We start from the raw sequence: 16,002 nt of genomic DNA on the forward strand, positions 1-16,002 counted from the left end.
TGACGTGGGTGTCGGCGGCGCCGAGGGTGGTCGACCGGACGCACTGATCCGCACCGCAACCCGTGAGGCACGCCGCGAGGACGAGCCCGACGAGATGGCGCGGTCTCATGCGGTTCCGAACGCCAAACCGAAGGGCGACAAGGCGAGGCGGGGCATGTCGGCATGGGTGAGGGCGCCGGAGTCGGCGATGAGCGCGGCATCGGACCCGGCGATCCAAGCCGTGCGTTCGAGATCCGAGTCGCCGCCGTGCCCGCCCCCGTCTCGGTGCCCGTGATCGGTGACAGCGAGATAGGTCCAGGTGTCGTCGGCGCGGTCGGGACGGCTCGCGATGGCGTCGAGGACGGTGCCGACACAGGCATCGGCCTGGGTGATGGCCTTGTCATAGGCGGAGCCGGTGCCCTCCTCGTGTCCGACCTCGTCGACCTGACCGAAGTAGACGAACGCTAGGTGGATGTCCTCGTGGCGGAGCGTGTGAGCCGCGTTCGCCGCGACCTCGAGATCGCTGACGGCGTCCCCGCCGGACTTGGAGTGCGCCGGGCGCGGCGGCAGATAGGACCGACCGGGGGCGAAGATCGCGCCACCGTGGTACTCGGAGTGCTCATTGGGCAGCAATGGAAGCCAACCGGCGGCGGCGTAGGTGGCCAGCCCTGCGTCGGAGGCCCTGCGCAGAAAACAGGGGTGATCGGCGAGCCGGTGCCCGTGCAGGTCGTTGTTCCTGATGCCGTGGACGTCGGCCGTCACGCCGGTCGCGACGGTCGCCCAGCACGGACCCGAGATCGTCGGGTTGACGTCGGGGATGCGCACCGGTGCGAGGAAGCCGTTGGCGGTGATCGTGTCGAGGTGGGGGGTGTGCGCGGTGTGGAGCCTGTCGAGGCGGACACCGTCGATACCGAAGACGACCACGCGGTTCACCATCGGATTCCTCCATTGTGGTGTTGTGAGGAGTGTCGGTGGCCGATCATCTCACAGCGTCGGGGAGGTCGTGGCGGTTGGGACGGCACGTGGCCGCTTCAGCATCCACGCAGCCAAAACACCCGCGCACAGTCCGAACAGGTGACCCTGCCATGACACTCCGGGAGTTCCAGGAAGGACACCCCACAGGATCGATCCGTAGAAGACGACGCAGACCACCGCGATCACGATGTCGAGGACGCGACGCTCGAGAACCGCGCGGGTCAGCAGGTATCCGAAGTAGCCGAACACCAGGCCGCTCGCGCCGATCGTGATCGTGTTGTCGGGGCTCGTCAACCACACCGCCGCCCCGCCCACGAGGACGATGATCGCCGTCGCGGCGAGGAAACGCGCGAGCCCACGGCTCGCGGCGAGCCCACCGAGCACGATCAAGGGCACCGAGTTCGACGCCAGATGGTCGTACCCGGAGTGCAGGAACGGCGCGGTCACGATCCCCGGCAGTCCCGACACGTCCCGGGCCAGAATCCCGTACGAGTCGAACCCGGCGCCGAAGACCTGATCGATCGCCTCGACGGCCCACATGACGACGACGGCGGCCGTGACGATCAGGGCTCCGCGCAACGGAGTGAGCAGACGGGGTGACGGGGTCGGCATCGCTGGTCCTTCGGGAGGATGGACGTTCGATTCTAAAGGGGGCCGCAACACCCGAAGCCGGGCCGACGGCGCGACGTGCGCCACCCCGGCACGAATTGACCTCGTCCGGCCGCCGTTAAGGTGGTGGGGTGATCGTGGTTCATGTGACTGTTCGCGCTCGCCGGGACCGCCGTGACGAGGCGATCGCGGCACTGCGACGTATGCAGGAGTCGACACGACGATTCGACGCCGGATGTCTCGGCTACGCCTTCAGCGTCGATCTGGACGACGATTGCGTGTTTCGATGCGTCGAGACCTGGCGCGACATCGCGGCGCTGCGCGCCCACCTGCACGCCGACCACATGCGCGAACCCGACGCCGTGCTGGAGGAGACGACGACCGGGCCCGCCGCGATCACCGTCTTCGACGCCACCGCGATCGACGACTGGCGCGCCGCCGTCGCGGCGGATTTATCTCCTATCGGCCGAGCGCCGATTCCGGGTACAGTCTGGTGCCGCCCATGATCGGTGGGTTGCGCGGACCGAGGACGGGTCCTCGAATCTGATGGAGGCCATATGTTCTCGAGTATCGTCACCGACCACTGGTTCCGTGCGGTCGAGTTGAGCGACGTTCCCGCATCCGTCGGTACGCGTCGTGTCGTCGTGGACTCGACTCTGTCGCAGAACCGCCGACTCATGGTGTTGGATCCGGTCGGCACCGGAGGAATCGTGCTGGTGGCACCGGATCTGTTGCGACGGCTGGGCTTCGAGGTGGGCGCCGAAATCGACGCGCCCGCGCTCGCGTCCGCCGTGAGTGCCGCCGACCTCGAACTCAACGGCGCGGACCACCTGTACTACTTCTCGACCGCGGAACAGACCGCCCTGCGCACCGAAGGGCTTCCCACCGGGGTACGCGAACTCTCGGAAGACGACGCCGAACTCTTCGCAGCCTTCCAGTCCGAGGCACCTTCGGGCGAACTCGACGAGGCCTTCGTGGAGCTCGACCACTGGCTCGTGTTCGGCGCCTTCGTCGAGGACCGGCTGGTGTGCGCGGCGAGCATGTATCCCTGGGGCGGCACCACCCTCGCGGACCTGGGCGTGATCACGCTGCCTCCGTTCCGCGGCCGAGGCCTGGCGCGACAGACGGTCCGAGCCTTGAGCGCGCGTGCCCTGGAGTTGGGCCATGAACCGCAGTACCGCTGTCAGCTCGACAATCACGCCTCCGTCGCCCTCGCCGACTCGGCCGGACTGACCCGATTCGCGACCTGGGACGTCGTGGCGTCCGACGAGGATTGACGGCGCTCCGCCCGCTTGGTCCCCAATGGTCATGTCTCCCTCCGGAGCCCTCACGGCCGGACACACCCTAAACGTCCTTTGTATACCTGACGAGCGTGTACACCGGATCGGCCCGTGGACGTTCCGGGTCCGGCAATCCGGAGAGCGCCCGTATCACGGCGCTCCGCATCGAATCCGGTGCCGCCGAGTACCTCCCGTCAACGTCGTCGATGATCCCGAGCGGCGTCCAGCCCTGGCCGACGCCCGTGAACGTCGCCGTTCCGGTGCGGCGAAGGCCGTGCCGCGCGGTCAGCGCGTCGATCGTGGCCGTGGCGTCGGTGGCCGTCGATCGATACGGCCGCAACGGGGCGAGCGCGGTGGCGATGTCGGTGCTGGGTGATGCGTCGCGCTTGTCGACGGTGGTGACGAGAACACCGCCGGATCGCAGTACGCGGGCGGTGGCGGCCACGATCGCGGCGACGTCGGACTCGGTGAGAAGGTGGAAGAGCCAGACGCAGACCACCGCGTCGACACTGGCATCACGGAATGGCATTACGGTGGCGTCGACCTGCGCGCAGCGACCGTCGACGCGTTTCGCCGCGAGCCGGAGCATGCCGACGGACGCGTCGGCGACGAGGACGGTGCGTTCGGGTGTCGTCAGTTCCGTTGCGACCGCGCCGGTTCCGCCTCCGAGGTCGAGGACGATCGAGGCGCGCGCTGGAAGGAGGCCGCTGATGGCGCTCGCGGCCGCGAGCGCGCGTGGACGGCCGCCTCGGGTTCGGTCGTAGTGGGCGGCCTCGTCGTCGTAGTCGAGCATCCTCAGTTCCCGTGTCCGTCGATCGCGGAGGCGGGGACGGTGACGAGCTCGGGGAATCCCAATCGGCGCCACCAGGCGACCCTGTCGCCGATGTCGAGCACCGTGTCGATCCACAGTGTCATCGCGAGGCCGTGCGTCACGACGACGAGAGGTCGGGTGTCGGCGGCGAGGCTTTCGCGTATCGCGCCGTCGAATCGGGCGACGACTTCGGCGTGGGGTTCCCAGTCCGGCGTGACGGTCCCGCCCAGGTACGCGGCGGCGACGGCACGGTAGTCGACGTCGACCAGGTGCGGTCGACCCACCTCAATGAGATCGCTGTGGACTGTCACCGGTTCTCCGTCGGCCAGCGCGGTCGCGGTGTCGACGGCCTTGGGTTCGGTGCTGGAGAGGAATCGCGCGTCCCTGGGCAGGCGCGGGCGCAGGGTCCGGGCGGCGGCGTTGCCCGCGGCATCGAGGCGCCAGCGTCCCGGTGGAACGGTCGGGTCGATGACGGGCATGGCGTGGCGAACGAGGTGGATGGCGCCGCTCGTGTTCGGGACCGGCGTCATGAGGGTGAGTCCGACGGGTCGGGTCCGAACCATTCGAGGTAGCGGTTCTGGCCGAACATGCGGGCGGTGGCGCGGGCGGACGGTGTGCCGAGGTCGGCGTCCGCTCCGGCGTCGACCAGCGATCGTACGACGGCGTCGTGTCCTTTGAAGACCGCTCCCGCGAGTGGGGACTGTCCTCGATCGTTGAGGCGGTTCACGTCGGCGCCGCGTTCGGTGAGCACGGCGACGGTGTCGGCGTGACCGTGGTAGGCCGCGAGCATGACCAGGGTGTCGCCTGACTCGTTGGTGAGGTCGGTGGGGACGCCTGCGTCGAGGTAGGCGGCCAGTCGGGCCGCGTCGCCAGACCGCGCGAAACCGAACACGGTGGTGGCGATGTCGATCGGGTCGAAGTCATCGGTCACCGTCGCACTATAGCGATCAGGCGATCCGGTAGTAAACGGCAAAACCAACGGTAGGCACGATCTTCGATGTCATATCGGGTGTGTGCTGCGGCGACGTGGTCGGTTCGTTGGCTGGGGCATGGGTCTTCCGAATGTGTTCTCGGGCGAGAAGCTGGACCGGCTTCCCAACGCTGATGAACGACACGGATCATCGACGCGATTCCGGCGAGATGCGGCCCCACTGGTGCCAGCGCTTGCCGACACTCACCGAACATCGAAGATCATCCATACCGTTGGGTCTTTGCCATTCACTACTGGACGCCGATCGTTGCGGCCGCGTTAGTATTGGTCGATCGCCCAAGGCGTTCGACCAAAGCAAGGAGCATCGATGTCCACAACTGATCGCGGCCGGGTCGTTCGAGAACGGCTGCTCGCGGCCGCCGTCGACCTGATCGCCGAGCGCGGCTGGACGGCCGTGACGACGCGCGTTCTCGCCGAGCGCGCGGGTGTAACACCCGGCCTCGTCCACTATCACTTCGCCTCCTTGTCACGTTTGCTTGCCGAGGCGGGTGTCGGGGTCGTCCGCGACGCCCTCGTCGGCATCCGAGCGGCGTTCGACGCCGCCGACACCCCACTGCGGATAATCCGAGTGCTCCTCGACGCGATGGACGGTTTGGACGAGGCGGACGTCGCGTCGCCGGTGTTCTCGGAGACGTACCTGGCCGCCGTGCGCGATCCCGCTTTGCGAGCACAGGTCACGGCGCTGCTGAGCGATTTCGTCTCGACCCTGACGGAGCGGTTCGCGCTCGCCGGGGTTCCCGACGCGGCGGGCACGGCGGCCGTCGTCACGGCCACGATGGACGGGTTGATCCTTCACCGGTCGTTGACGGCTCCACCCGATCGCGCCACCACCGAACGCGTCCTGACTCGACTCATCGCGCCGGAGGCCACCACATGAGAGTCATCATCGCCGGAGCCGGAATCTCCGGTCTCGCCGCCGCGGAACGGTTCTCCGCCATCGGTGCCGACGTGATCGTCGTCGAGAAGGCTCCCGGCCCGCGCGACCAGGGATACATGATCGACTTTTTCGGTCCCGGCTACGACGCGGCGGACGCCACCGGACTAACCCCGCGCCTGCACGAACTGGGCTACCACATCACCGGAGCATCCTATGTCGACGAGAAAGGCAGGGAGCGGGCCCGGCTCGACGTCGAGTCCGTCGCCGACGTCGTCGACCGGCGCTTCGTCAGCATCATGCGTCCGGACCTGGAACGCGCGCTTCGCGATCAGCTGCCCGATGACGTGGACCTGCGCTACGGGGCCGCCGTGACCGACGTCGTCACCGGCCCAGACGACGTCACGGTGCGGCTGTCGACCGGCGACACGGTGCGCGGCGACCTCCTGATCGGAGCCGACGGCATCCACTCCACGGTTCGGCGCCTGGTCTTCGGCGACGTCGAACTGCGGTACCTCGGCTTCCACACGGCGGCTTACGTGTTCAGCGACCCGACGGTGCACGCCGCGACCCGGAATCGGTTCTGTCTCACCGACACGGTGAATCGGCAGCTCGGCTTCTACGGGCTGCGCGACGGCCGGGTGGCGACCTTCGCGGTGCACCGCAGCGACGACCTCAACCGCCCGAGCGACCCGCGTGCCGCGCTTCGGGAGATCTACGGCGGACTCGGCTGGGTCACGTCACGGGCGCTGGCCGCGTGCCCGCCGCCGTCACAGGTGTACTACGACCACGTCGCCCAGGTTGAACTTCCACACTGGAGTAAAGGTCGGGTGGTCCTCCTCGGCGACGCCTGTGCCGCCGTGTCCCTGCTGGCCGGGCAGGGCGCGTCCCTCGGAATGGCGGGCGCCTTCGTCCTCGCCGACGCGCTGCGGGACTGCGACATCGTCGCCGACGGCCTCGCCCGATACGAACGCGACTGGCGACCCGTCGTCACCGAAGCGCAGCGCGCCGGGAGGTCCGCCGCCAACTGGTTCCTACCCACCACACGCGCACAGTTGATCCTCCGCCGTGTCCTGCTGCGTCTGGCGCGACTGCCGATCGCCAACCGCGCCGTCGCCTCCGGCATCATCGGCAAACCCTCGACGCTGGTGCGTCGGCTCGCCGACACGAAATGACATTGCCCGATGGCGGCACGCGTGTTGGACTGACGGCGATGGATATTGATTCGGTACTGGCGCTGTTCGATCAGCGCATGCGTCGCGACATCGACGCCGAACCCGGGGCACGAGTCGACCGCACTGACCTCTTCGTCCGCCAGGACAGCGGAGCGGACGGCTGGAACTGCGTCATCTGGTCCGCCTTGACGGAGGCCAACGCGGACGCCGTCATCGCCGAACAACTCGAGTACTTCGGGGATCGACGCTTCGAATGGAAGCTCTACGATCACGACGAACCGGCCGATCTCGCCGAACGGCTGCGCGACGCGGGCTTCGTTCCCGAAGACGAGGAAGCGCTCCTCGTCGCACCCGCTCGGGAGATCGCCGCGACGAGTGCCGACGTCGACGGCGTTCGCGTGATCGACATCGAGAACGACGCGGAACTCGAAGCCGCCATCGAGGTGCACTATCGCGTCTTCGGTGACGACGGCGGACGCCTGCGACGCCAACTGTGGACGCAGTGGCATGAGGATCGGGCATCCGTCGCGTTCGTGCTCGCGCTCGCCGGAGACGAACCCGTCAGCGCCGCCCGCGTCGAGTTCTACGACCGCGCCGGATTCGCGGGACTGTGGGGCGGCGGCACCGTGCAGCACTGGCGCGGACGCGGCGTCTACCGCGCCCTCGTCGCGCACCGTGCCCGGCTCGCCGTCGAACGCGGCATCGACTATCTCCAGGTCGACGCCCTGCCCACGAGCGAACCGATCCTGCGGCGGCTCGGCTTCGTCCGTCTCGCCACGACGACACCGTACGTCCACGGCTGAGCGCGTCACGGCGGTCGGATGTCAGTCCCATGCGCTAGCGTCGCCCGGTCGGCGAGGGTCGCCGACGATACGAACGGGGACAACGAATGAGCCTGCGCGGCTTCAGCACCATCAACTACTGGGCGGACGACGTCACGGCCGCCGCCGCCTGGTACACCGAATTCCTCGGAGTCGACGCGTACTTCACGCGGCCCGGCCCCGATGGTTCCCTCGCCTACGCCGAATTCCGCGTCGGCGACTTCGAAGCGGAACTCGGCATCGTTGACGCGCGGTTCCGTCCGTCCGGCGCGGCCACCGCACCCGGCGGAGCCATCATGTACTGGCACGTGGACGACCTCACGGACACCGTCGAACGCCTACAAACCCTGGGAGCCAAGATATTCGAGCCGATCACGGCGCGCGGCGACAACGGCTTCGTCACCGCGTCCGTCGTGGACCCGTTCGGCAACATCCTCGGCGTCATGACCAACCCGCACTACCGCGACATCGTGGCCGCCCAACACCGGGACTGACATGGAACCCCTCGAATTCCGCGATGCGACAGCGTGGGACACCTGGCTCGAAACCCACCACGACGACCGGTCCGAAGCCTGGCTCCGCATCGCCAAGAAGCGCTCCCCGCTGACGCTGGTCACGATCGGCGACGCCCTTGACGTCGCACTGTGCCACGGATGGATCGACGGCCAACGCACCGCCTACGACGAAGGATCCTTCCTTCAGCGATACTCGCCGCGCCGTCCCACCAGCTCCTGGTCGAAGATCAACGTGGACAAGGCGGAGGCGCTCATCGATGCCGGTCGGATGCGCCCCGCGGGCTTGGACGCGATCGCGGCCGCCAAGGCCGACGGCCGCTGGGACGCCGCCTACACCTCGCAACGCTCCGCCGCCGTCCCCGACGAGCTCGCGTCGGCGCTCCGAGCCAACGCCTCAGCGGAGACCGCCTTCGGCCGGCTCGACCGATCCAGCCGATACGCGTTGATGCTGCCGCTGTTGAAGGCACGCACCGACGCGACCCGGGCCCGAGCGATCAGCCGGATCATCGACCGTCTCACCACCCCGCCATGACATAGATGACTGGCTATGGGTGAATTGAAGTCCGATTCGGTAAGACAGGACGCCCATCCTTTCGATCACCAAGGACCATTCATGACACAGTGGACGCGACGAAACGTGCTCGTCGGCGGCACCGCCCTCACCGGAGCGGCTCTCGCGATCGGCACCCCCAGCGCCGCGCACGCGGCCGTGACGCCCCCGACCATCCATTCCCGCGCGGCGTGGAATGCCCGTCCCCCATCAGGAACCCTCACGATAAACAACTACCGGCCGACCGTCATCGTCGTCCACCACATGGCCACGCCCAACACCAGCGACACGTCCCTGGCGGCGGCCTACGCCATGAGCCGATCCCGTCAGAACTACCACATGGACGGTCGCGGATACTCCGATGTGGGCGACCATTTCGGAAACAGCCGCGGCGGCCACATCACCGAAGGCCGTGCGCACAGCCTGCCCCTGCTCCAGGAAGGCGGCAGCCGCTTCGTCCTCGGCGCCCACGCCGCGGGCGGCAACACCAACTCCATCGGCATCGAGAACGAAGGCCTCTACACCGACGTCGCCCCGCCGACCGCCCAGTACAACTCGCTGGTCCACCTGTGCGCGTACATCTGCCAGCAGTACCAGATCAGCCCGAGCACCTCCAGCATCATCGGGCACCGCCAAGTCACGGCCACCGCCTGCCCCGGCAACGTCCTGTTCGGCATGCTGCCCCAGCTGCGAGCCGACGTCGCCACCATGCTCGGCACCACGCCCCCACCGACCGACCCGCAATGGCCCACCGTTCGTCAGGGCGACACCGGCCACAATGTCCGCAGCATCCAGTACTTCCTGAATCATCGTGGCATCGCCACGAGCGTCGACGGGAACTTCGGACCCGCCACGGCCGGTTCGGTTCGCTCGTTCCAAAGCGCCAACGGCCTCGGCGCCGACGGCGTCGTCGGACCGCTGACCTGGCCGAAACTGGTCGTGACCACCCAACAGGGCTCCACGGGAGACGCGACCCGCGCCGTCCAAAGCCAACTGACCAGGCACGGATACGCCACCACCGTCGACGGGAACTTCGGTCCGCAGACGGCCACGAACGTCCGATCGTTCCAGTCCGCCCGAGGCATCGGTGTCGACGGCCAGGCGGGCCCTCAAACGTGGCGGCGATTCACCGCATGAGACCCCCGCCAATCGGCGGATCTGAAGTAACCCTGATTCACGGGCGCGGTGCCACCGGGCCACACGGCGACGCGGTCCCACCGCCGGAGCCGTCCAACTTGGTGGCACCGCGAGCGCCCCTGCGACGTCGAAACCGATCCGGAAATCCGTTACACCGCAGGAGTAACACGCTCAAAAATTGGGGTCCAGGTTCGCGTCGACCGCCGCGCGAACGAACGCTCGGACCCGCGCGGTGTCGTTGGTCGCGCGCCACACCGGCCCCGATCGAATCGGTGGCGCGTCATGTATCGGCACGTACACCAGGTCGGGGCGGGGACGATACCGCGCCGCATACGCCCCCACTGGATACACGCCCTTTCCGAGCGCTGCCAAGGTCAGCATGTCCCCGAACGTGGCGCCGACCGGCCCTTTCAGCGTGGGCCTGCCCGACGGGGTGCGCGCGGGCGTGCGGTCTCGGCGGAACTCCTCCGCCATGTCGGTGGGGAGCTGCACCACCGGGTGATCGGCGAACACCTCGACGGAGACGCTGTCGTGGCGCGCCAAGGGATGTCGTGTCGAGACCGCGAGCAGTCGAGGTTCCGACATCAACACCGGTCCCTCGACCATTCCCGGATATGGAAACGCGGCGACGATGACGTCGGTCGTGCCGTCGACGAGGCTCGGTCGCGAATCCTGATACTGGGCCTCGTAGATGTGCACATCGCACTCAGGATGCCGCGCGGCGAAAAGGTTGACCGCGTTCAACACCAGCTGCTCAGTCCCGGCTCCCATGAACCCGACGCGGATCACGCCGGTGACGCCCCGCCCCGCGTCGACGGCCCGGCGAACCGCTGCGTCGATGCCCTCGACCAGGGGCCGCAGCTCACTCGTCAACGTGGCGCCGACCGGCGTCAATCGAACGACGCGGCTCGTCCGTTCGAACAGGTCCGTACCGCAACGTCGTTCGATTCTCTTGAGGATCTTGCTGACCTGCCCGGTTGTCAATCGCACCCGAGCGGCGGTTCGTCCGAAGTGCAGTTCCTCCGCCAGGGCCAGCAACACGTCGATTTCCTGCCGTTCCAACATCCCGTTCCAACATCCCGTTCCCATCGTTGCTCCTGACGCAACGACCGTAGCCGGAACACGACTTGAAGATCGGCTCGGCCCGACGGATCGTTGACAACGTCCGCGAAACACCTGCGAAAACGCGCGAGGGGGAGTTCGATATGTCCACTACATACACACGCTTCATCGCCCGGTGGTGATCGTGTTCGCGTGGCGCTTCGCCAGACGCGGCGAACACGCCCGCGCCTGGCCAGCGTGGTCGCCGTCATCGCCGCCCTCGCGCTCGCCGGAGCCGGCATCCCCACGGGAGACTTCCGCCTCGTGCTCGCCGCCGGTGCCGTCACCTGGCTCGCCGTTTCCGGCGTCACCGCCTATCTCCTGACGGCGCGAGCCGTCGACCCGCGCTGAGACCGATCAGTCCGCGCCGACGATTTCCGTCGGTCGCCACAACCACCGAACGGAGCAACCACCATGGCCATCCAACGCCCGATCGTGACAGGCCAGTTCATCTCCCTCGACGGCGTCGTCGAGGCACCCGAGACATGGCACTTCCCGTACGTCGACGACGAACTGGTCGCCGCGATCAACGACATGCACGCCTCGGCGGACACCCTGTTGCTGGGACGAGTCACCTATGACGCGTTCGCCACCTCTTGGCCCAATCAGACCGGCAAACTCGCCGACCACCTCAACGGCATGCGAAAGCTCGCCGCCTCAAACACTCTGACCGCACCGAAATGGACGAACTCGACGATCATCGGCGGCGACCTCGTCGACGCCGTCACGAGTCTCAAACAAGAGCCCGGTCGGAACATCCTGCTCTCCGGCAGCATCACGCTCACCCGAACCTTGCTGCACGCCGGACTCATCGACGAACTGCGCCTGTTCGTCCACCCGATCGTGCTCGGCTCGGGACGACGGCTCTTCCCCGACGACGCCACCGACGTACCCCTCACCCTCATTCGATCCGCGACCTACCCGACCGGCGTCATCGAACTCACCTACCGACCGGCGACCCCAACACACCAGAACGGACAGACCACATGACACATACGACCACCGCGACCCTGAACGTCGGCGACGCACGGCTGTACTACGAAGTCCGCGGCTCGGGACCGCTCCTGTTGATGATCCCCGGAGCTCCCGCCGACGCCGGGTCACTCGCCGGGCTCGCCGCTCAACTGGCTGACCGCTACACCGTCGTCACCTATGACCAGCGTGGACTCTCCCGCAGCGGCCTGACCGGTACCGCCGAAGATCAACACGTTCCGGCGTTCAGCGAGGACGCGTACCGCCTGATCACGTCCCTCGGCGCCGCGCCGGCCTACGTCGTCGGCACCAGCGGCGGAGCACTCACCGGCCTCGACCTCATCGCACGTCACCCCGACCGGGTGCGAGCACTCATCGCCCACGAACCCCCGATTCCCGAGCTCCTCACCGCCAGCGCGCGGTGGCGGGCGACGTTCCAGGAAGTCCACGACACCTACCGGACCGACGGAGTGGGCGCCGCCATGCTGAAGTTCATGGCCACCATCGACGGCGGCGCTCCTCCCGTCATGCCCGACCCGTCCCAGTTGCCACCCGAGGTCCTGGAGATGATGGGCCGTATACAGGGGAACATGGACTACTTCTTCAGCCACGTGCTGTTGCCCGTCCTGAGTTTCGAACCCGACATCTCCGCGCTGCGCTCCGCCTCCCCGCGAATCGTCGTCGGGATCGGAGTGACCTCCCCGGCGGGTGTACCGCTCGACTCCGCGCGGGCGCTCGCGGAACTACTCGACGTCAAGGCGGTCGAGTTTCCCGGCGGCCATCAGGGAATCGCGATGGACGTCGGCACCAGCGCCGAACTCATCCACGACGCCCTCGACCACATCACCGCGACGGACAGGTCCTGACCCAGACGCTCATCATGTGTCGCCGTCTCGCGCTCAACCACGGCGCCGAGTAACAATGTCACGGGTCCGGCGGGAATGCGCGAAAAATCGATGGCATCAAACCCGTTCGGGGACAATCATTCGACTGCATGGTGACTTCCATCGGTCCATGGGTGACCGANGACGGCCCCGGTGCGGCCGTCGTCGGTTGGCGCCCCAACGAGACCCTGCGGATTTACGCCTACCCCCTCGGTCGGGGTGGGACGCAACGTGTTCGTTGAGCAGAACGTTGTTCGGGACGGCGAGGGCATCAGCTACGATCCGCACAAGCACCCGGAGGACGGGGAGGGCCGGTTCCTCCAGAATCGGGAAGTCTGCGGTATCCGACGGTCGCGCTGCGGCGATCGGCCGGAGGCGGTCCTCCCCGCGACGGGCGTGCCCCAGCGCGCCCGAACCTCATGCATCGACCACGTCCATGACGACCTCCAGCCGTCTGGTCTGGGCGATCTGCCTCGGAGGCGTGCCCGGGTGCCTCCCCTTCGCCGGACGAAGAAGTGACCGATGAGCACGAAAACCCCCATTCAGGACAGTGCTACCGAGCGGCGCGCCCTCTCCGCGCGCCTCCTGGGGCGGGAGGAGCGCGAGTTGCTCACCGACCGGGCATTCCTCCTGCTCCTCATCGGTCGGTTTCTCGCCATCATGGGCTCAGTGGTCGCACCGGTCGCCCTTGCTTTCGGCTTCCTCCAAGACTTGAGTGGTACTCCGACGCAGCTGTCGGTCGTCATGGCCGCCCAGACAATCCCGCTCGTCGCGCTCATCCTCGTCGGCGGGGTCCTGGCGGACCGGCTCGCCCGAAACCGCGTCATCGTCGTCGGCCTCGTCCTATCGGCACTCGCCTTCGGTTCCATCGGGGTGATGATGATCGATGCCCGGGGGCCGTGGTGGACGCTCGCCATCGCGGCGTTGCTGTCCGGCATCGGCATCGCCGTCATGAACCCGGCCTTGGCCGCCATCGTTCCCGAACTCGTACGCAAGGAACAGCTGCACGCCGCGAACGGGCTCGTGGGGATCGTCCGGAACTCGGCCCGCATCCTGGGCCTCCTCGGGGCCGGGATCAGCATCTCGATCGTGGGAGGCGGGGTCACGCTGCTCTTCTGTTCGGCTGCCTCCGCCATTGCCGCAGTGCTTTTCGTCTGTGTCAGACTTCGCTACAGCGTCCCTCGCGACAACGACTCCTCATTCCTGAGCGATCTCCGTGACGGCTGGGGCGCGTTTACCCGGCAGAAGTGGCTGTGGATCGTCGTCGTCCAGTCGTCGCTTCACTTCGCCGTCCACGGCGCGGCGCTGAGCGTCATCGGACCGGCGCTGGCGCTCAGCGATCTCGGTGGAGCAGCGACATGGTCCATGCTCCTCGCGTTCGAGGCAGCGGGGACGCTCGTCGGCGCCGTCCTCGCCATGCGATGGAGGCCGCGCCGCACAATCTTCTCGGGTGTCGTCGCGATCGCCCTGACGATGCCGACGCCCTTCCTCCTTCTGGGCGTGGGTGCTCCCCTGTGGATGATAATGGCGGCGATCTTCCTTACCGGGGTCGGGATGAGCCTGCTCGCGGTGCTGTGGTCAGTCACAGTGCAGTCCCTCGTCTCGCCGACGACGCTATCGCGGGTCAGCTCGTACGACTCGCTCGGCTCGATGCTCATGTCCCCACTTGGACTCATGCTCGCCGGCCCAGCGGTCGCCCTGGTCGGTGCCAAGCACGCGATGCTCGGGTGTGGGCTCCTCCTCGTGGTCATCACGACGATATCGCTGGTGTCGCGAGACGTTCGCACGGTCACCCCCGACCGGACGCCGCCCGAGCCGGTTTAGACCGGGCCCCAGCCGCGGTAGGGGGTGACCGCTTCAGGTCCGGACCGCGCCGACCTGTTGACCGGGAGGACGGGACGTGGACGAAGTGGATGTTCTGCTCGTCGATCTCAATTGGTGAAGTGCGGAAGCTCGTTGAGCCTGGCACCGGGGAATCGTGCGATCGTCGGTCCCCGCCCTCTCGAACAGATCCGCTCCCGATCGTGACGAAATGACGCCTGCGGTCGCGGGACTGCGGGAGGCATACCGAGCTCCACGACATCTGACGCGACTCGACCTAGGTGTTGACGCTGACCCAAGCATTGACGGCAATCGTTATATCAATGCCGCCAATAATGGACGCGTTGGAGCACCAGGGGCTACAAGAATCACAACCGATCCCCACTACCGAGGAGCACAATGACACCCTTCACACGTCGTGGACTGTTGCAGACCGGTGCCGCCATCGGCGGCGCCGCACTCGTCACCGCAGCACCGGGAACCGCGAGCGCCGCGATCACACCGCCGACAATCCACTCACGAGCCTCATGGGGTGCGCGCACGCCCACAGAGGAACTCACCATCAACGACTACCGGCCGACCGTCATCGTCGTGCACCACATGGCGACGGCGAACACGTCCGACACGTCGCTCGAGGCGGCCTACGCCATGAGCCGTAGTCGCCAGAACTACCACATGAGCCTGGGCCACCCGGACGTCGGCGACCACTTCGGAGTCAGCCGTGGCGGCCACATCACCGAAGGCCGAGCACACAGCCTCCCGCTGCTTCAAGAGGGCGGCACCCGATTCGTGTTCGGAGCACACGCCGCCGGAGGCAACTTCAACTCGATCGGCATCGAGAACGAAGGCCTCTACACCGACGTCGCCCCGCCTGCCGAACTGTGGGCGTCGCTGGTTCGCCTGTGCGCCTACATCTGCCAGCAGTACCAGATCAACCCGAACACGTCGAGCATCGTCGGCCACCGACAGATCAATTCGACCGCGTGCCCGGGTGACGTCCTGTTCGGCATGCTTCCGCGGTTGAGGGCCGAGGTCACCGCGCTTCTCGGCGACGACGTGCCCCCGCCGAGGGTGCCGGTGTGGCCGACCCTTCGCGACGGTGCGGCCGGTGACCCCGTCCGATCGCTTCAGTACTTCCTGAACCAGCATGGCTTCGAAACGTCGACGGACTCAAGGTTCGGGCCGCTGACGGACGCGGCCGTCCGCGCGTTCCAACAGGCCAACGGTCTCACCGTCGACGGCATCGTCGGACCGGCCACCTGGCCGGTGCTCGTCGTGACGACTCGACAAGGTTCCACCGGACATGCTGTGACGGCCGTTCAGACGCAGCTCACCCGGCACGAGCAGAGCGTCACAGTGGATGGGGACTTCGGGCCCGCGACGGCCGCCGCCGTCCGCGCGTTCCAGACCACGCGCGCTCTCACGGCTGATGGGGTCGCAGGCCCACTCACCTGGAAGCACTTCGTCGGCTGACAATGACACCCCGGTGTGGGGCGGTTCCTGGACC

General features: G+C 67.4%; 20 protein-coding genes. 14 read left to right on the forward strand and 6 right to left on the reverse strand.

Annotated features, from left to right (window positions below):
* Nucleotides 1-105 precede the first annotated feature (105 nt).
* Both ACM9NP_RS14075 and ACM9NP_RS14080 read right to left on the reverse strand, forming a co-directional pair.
* Complete coding sequence (locus tag ACM9NP_RS14075; RefSeq protein WP_415647131.1) at nucleotides 106-915, reverse strand: alkaline phosphatase family protein; 810 nt, start codon at nucleotides 913-915, stop codon at nucleotides 106-108.
* 48 nt (nucleotides 916-963) lie between these two features.
* Nucleotides 964-1,566, reverse strand: a complete 603-nt coding sequence (locus ACM9NP_RS14080; protein ID WP_415647132.1) for a rhomboid family intramembrane serine protease — start codon at nucleotides 1,564-1,566, stop codon at nucleotides 964-966.
* Nucleotides 1,567-1,700: 134 nt separating this feature from the next.
* Between ACM9NP_RS14080 and ACM9NP_RS14085 the strand changes: the two genes are divergently transcribed.
* Nucleotides 1,701-2,069 (forward strand): putative quinol monooxygenase, encoded by a 369-nt coding sequence (locus ACM9NP_RS14085; protein ID WP_415647133.1) that lies wholly within the window; start codon nucleotides 1,701-1,703, stop codon nucleotides 2,067-2,069.
* A gap of 51 nt (nucleotides 2,070-2,120) precedes the next feature.
* Nucleotides 2,121-2,840, forward strand: a complete 720-nt coding sequence (locus ACM9NP_RS14090; RefSeq protein ID WP_415647134.1) for a GNAT family N-acetyltransferase — start codon at nucleotides 2,121-2,123, stop codon at nucleotides 2,838-2,840.
* 67 nt (nucleotides 2,841-2,907) lie between these two features.
* Here the strand turns inward: ACM9NP_RS14090 and ACM9NP_RS14095 are convergent, their stop codons facing one another.
* From ACM9NP_RS14095 to ACM9NP_RS14105, 3 genes are read right to left on the reverse strand one after another with little or no spacing between them, the layout of a single operon-like run.
* The gene (locus ACM9NP_RS14095) at nucleotides 2,908-3,636 is read right to left on the reverse strand and encodes a class I SAM-dependent methyltransferase (RefSeq protein WP_415647135.1); all 729 of its coding nucleotides are present in this window, start codon (nucleotides 3,634-3,636) and stop codon (nucleotides 2,908-2,910) included.
* Between the two features lie 2 nt (nucleotides 3,637-3,638).
* The gene (locus ACM9NP_RS14100; RefSeq protein ID WP_415647136.1) at nucleotides 3,639-4,184 is read right to left on the reverse strand and encodes a histidine phosphatase family protein; all 546 of its coding nucleotides are present in this window, start codon (nucleotides 4,182-4,184) and stop codon (nucleotides 3,639-3,641) included.
* The gene (locus ACM9NP_RS14105) at nucleotides 4,181-4,585 is read right to left on the reverse strand and encodes an ankyrin repeat domain-containing protein (RefSeq protein WP_415647137.1); all 405 of its coding nucleotides are present in this window, start codon (nucleotides 4,583-4,585) and stop codon (nucleotides 4,181-4,183) included. The genes ACM9NP_RS14100 and ACM9NP_RS14105 overlap by 4 nt, the downstream gene beginning before the upstream one ends.
* Before the next feature lie 367 nt (nucleotides 4,586-4,952).
* On the opposite strand from ACM9NP_RS14105, the gene ACM9NP_RS14110 reads away from it, so the two are divergent.
* The 6 genes from ACM9NP_RS14110 to ACM9NP_RS14135 all read left to right on the forward strand — a co-directional run bounded on the left by ACM9NP_RS14110 (nucleotide 4,953) and on the right by ACM9NP_RS14135 (nucleotide 9,717).
* Nucleotides 4,953-5,522 carry a TetR/AcrR family transcriptional regulator gene (locus ACM9NP_RS14110; RefSeq protein ID WP_415647138.1) on the forward strand — a complete coding sequence of 190 codons (570 nt, stop codon included), beginning with the start codon at nucleotides 4,953-4,955 and terminating at the stop codon, nucleotides 5,520-5,522.
* On the forward strand, nucleotides 5,519-6,694 hold the full coding sequence (locus tag ACM9NP_RS14115) for an FAD-dependent monooxygenase (RefSeq protein ID WP_415647139.1): 1,176 nt from the start codon (nucleotides 5,519-5,521) through the stop codon (nucleotides 6,692-6,694). The genes ACM9NP_RS14110 and ACM9NP_RS14115 overlap by 4 nt, the downstream gene beginning before the upstream one ends.
* A gap of 38 nt (nucleotides 6,695-6,732) precedes the next feature.
* Nucleotides 6,733-7,497, forward strand: a complete 765-nt coding sequence (locus ACM9NP_RS14120; RefSeq protein WP_415647140.1) for a GNAT family N-acetyltransferase — start codon at nucleotides 6,733-6,735, stop codon at nucleotides 7,495-7,497.
* An 86-nt stretch (nucleotides 7,498-7,583) separates the two neighbouring features.
* Nucleotides 7,584-8,009: a VOC family protein gene (locus tag ACM9NP_RS14125; protein WP_415647141.1), complete on the forward strand. Its 426-nt coding sequence runs from the start codon at nucleotides 7,584-7,586 to the stop codon at nucleotides 8,007-8,009.
* Between the two features lies 1 nt (nucleotide 8,010).
* Entirely contained in the window at nucleotides 8,011-8,562 is a 552-nt protein-coding gene (locus ACM9NP_RS14130) for a YdeI/OmpD-associated family protein (protein ID WP_415647142.1), read from the forward strand.
* 81 nt (nucleotides 8,563-8,643) lie between these two features.
* On the forward strand, nucleotides 8,644-9,717 hold the full coding sequence (locus ACM9NP_RS14135) for a peptidoglycan recognition protein family protein (protein WP_415647143.1): 1,074 nt from the start codon (nucleotides 8,644-8,646) through the stop codon (nucleotides 9,715-9,717).
* A gap of 171 nt (nucleotides 9,718-9,888) precedes the next feature.
* On the opposite strand, the gene ACM9NP_RS14140 is transcribed toward ACM9NP_RS14135, so the two are convergent.
* Nucleotides 9,889-10,782 carry a LysR family transcriptional regulator gene (locus tag ACM9NP_RS14140; protein ID WP_415647185.1) on the reverse strand — a complete coding sequence of 298 codons (894 nt, stop codon included), beginning with the start codon at nucleotides 10,780-10,782 and terminating at the stop codon, nucleotides 9,889-9,891.
* A gap of 189 nt (nucleotides 10,783-10,971) precedes the next feature.
* Between ACM9NP_RS14140 and ACM9NP_RS14145 the strand changes: the two genes are divergently transcribed.
* The 6 genes from ACM9NP_RS14145 to ACM9NP_RS14170 all read left to right on the forward strand — a co-directional run bounded on the left by ACM9NP_RS14145 (nucleotide 10,972) and on the right by ACM9NP_RS14170 (nucleotide 15,968).
* Nucleotides 10,972-11,169 (forward strand): hypothetical protein, encoded by a 198-nt coding sequence (locus tag ACM9NP_RS14145; RefSeq protein ID WP_415647144.1) that lies wholly within the window; start codon nucleotides 10,972-10,974, stop codon nucleotides 11,167-11,169.
* Nucleotides 11,170-11,232: 63 nt separating this feature from the next.
* Entirely contained in the window at nucleotides 11,233-11,808 is a 576-nt protein-coding gene (locus ACM9NP_RS14150; protein ID WP_415647145.1) for a dihydrofolate reductase family protein, read from the forward strand.
* On the forward strand, nucleotides 11,805-12,656 hold the full coding sequence (locus tag ACM9NP_RS14155) for an alpha/beta fold hydrolase (protein WP_415647146.1): 852 nt from the start codon (nucleotides 11,805-11,807) through the stop codon (nucleotides 12,654-12,656). Before ACM9NP_RS14150 ends, ACM9NP_RS14155 begins: the two co-directional genes overlap by 4 nt.
* Before the next feature lie 249 nt (nucleotides 12,657-12,905).
* A complete protein-coding gene (locus ACM9NP_RS14160) occupies nucleotides 12,906-13,193 on the forward strand; it encodes a hypothetical protein (RefSeq protein WP_415647147.1) in 288 nt (95 codons plus the stop codon).
* A 3-nt stretch (nucleotides 13,194-13,196) separates the two neighbouring features.
* On the forward strand, nucleotides 13,197-14,498 hold the full coding sequence (locus ACM9NP_RS14165) for an MFS transporter (RefSeq protein WP_415647148.1): 1,302 nt from the start codon (nucleotides 13,197-13,199) through the stop codon (nucleotides 14,496-14,498).
* A 396-nt stretch (nucleotides 14,499-14,894) separates the two neighbouring features.
* Nucleotides 14,895-15,968: a peptidoglycan recognition protein family protein gene (locus ACM9NP_RS14170; RefSeq protein ID WP_415647149.1), complete on the forward strand. Its 1,074-nt coding sequence runs from the start codon at nucleotides 14,895-14,897 to the stop codon at nucleotides 15,966-15,968.
* Nucleotides 15,969-16,002 lie beyond the last annotated feature (34 nt).

The organism is Stackebrandtia soli (genome assembly GCF_965137155.1).
In the GTDB taxonomy this organism is placed as follows: Bacteria; Actinomycetota; Actinomycetes; order Mycobacteriales; family Micromonosporaceae; genus Stackebrandtia; species Stackebrandtia soli.

Excerpts from the sequence above, each read along its gene's own strand:
- ACM9NP_RS14075 (WP_415647131.1), bottom strand. The coding sequence starts at position 915 with ATGGTGAACCGCGTGGTCGTCTTCGGTATCGACGGTGTCCGCCTCGAC.
- ACM9NP_RS14080 (WP_415647132.1), bottom strand. The coding sequence starts at position 1,566 with ATGCCGACCCCGTCACCCCGTCTGCTCACTCCGTTGCGCGGAGCCCTG.
- ACM9NP_RS14090 (WP_415647134.1), top strand. The coding sequence starts at position 2,121 with ATGTTCTCGAGTATCGTCACCGACCACTGGTTCCGTGCGGTCGAGTTG.
- ACM9NP_RS14095 (WP_415647135.1), bottom strand. The coding sequence starts at position 3,636 with ATGCTCGACTACGACGACGAGGCCGCCCACTACGACCGAACCCGAGGC.
- ACM9NP_RS14100 (WP_415647136.1), bottom strand. The coding sequence starts at position 4,184 with ATGACGCCGGTCCCGAACACGAGCGGCGCCATCCACCTCGTTCGCCAC.
- ACM9NP_RS14110 (WP_415647138.1), top strand. The coding sequence starts at position 4,953 with ATGTCCACAACTGATCGCGGCCGGGTCGTTCGAGAACGGCTGCTCGCG.
- ACM9NP_RS14115 (WP_415647139.1), top strand. The coding sequence starts at position 5,519 with ATGAGAGTCATCATCGCCGGAGCCGGAATCTCCGGTCTCGCCGCCGCG.
- ACM9NP_RS14120 (WP_415647140.1), top strand. The coding sequence starts at position 6,733 with ATGGATATTGATTCGGTACTGGCGCTGTTCGATCAGCGCATGCGTCGC.
- ACM9NP_RS14125 (WP_415647141.1), top strand. The coding sequence starts at position 7,584 with ATGAGCCTGCGCGGCTTCAGCACCATCAACTACTGGGCGGACGACGTC.
- ACM9NP_RS14130 (WP_415647142.1), top strand. The coding sequence starts at position 8,011 with ATGGAACCCCTCGAATTCCGCGATGCGACAGCGTGGGACACCTGGCTC.
- ACM9NP_RS14135 (WP_415647143.1), top strand. The coding sequence starts at position 8,644 with ATGACACAGTGGACGCGACGAAACGTGCTCGTCGGCGGCACCGCCCTC.
- ACM9NP_RS14140 (WP_415647185.1), bottom strand. The coding sequence starts at position 10,782 with ATGTTGGAACGGCAGGAAATCGACGTGTTGCTGGCCCTGGCGGAGGAA.
- ACM9NP_RS14150 (WP_415647145.1), top strand. The coding sequence starts at position 11,233 with ATGGCCATCCAACGCCCGATCGTGACAGGCCAGTTCATCTCCCTCGAC.
- ACM9NP_RS14155 (WP_415647146.1), top strand. The coding sequence starts at position 11,805 with ATGACACATACGACCACCGCGACCCTGAACGTCGGCGACGCACGGCTG.
- ACM9NP_RS14165 (WP_415647148.1), top strand. The coding sequence starts at position 13,197 with ATGAGCACGAAAACCCCCATTCAGGACAGTGCTACCGAGCGGCGCGCC.
- ACM9NP_RS14170 (WP_415647149.1), top strand. The coding sequence starts at position 14,895 with ATGACACCCTTCACACGTCGTGGACTGTTGCAGACCGGTGCCGCCATC.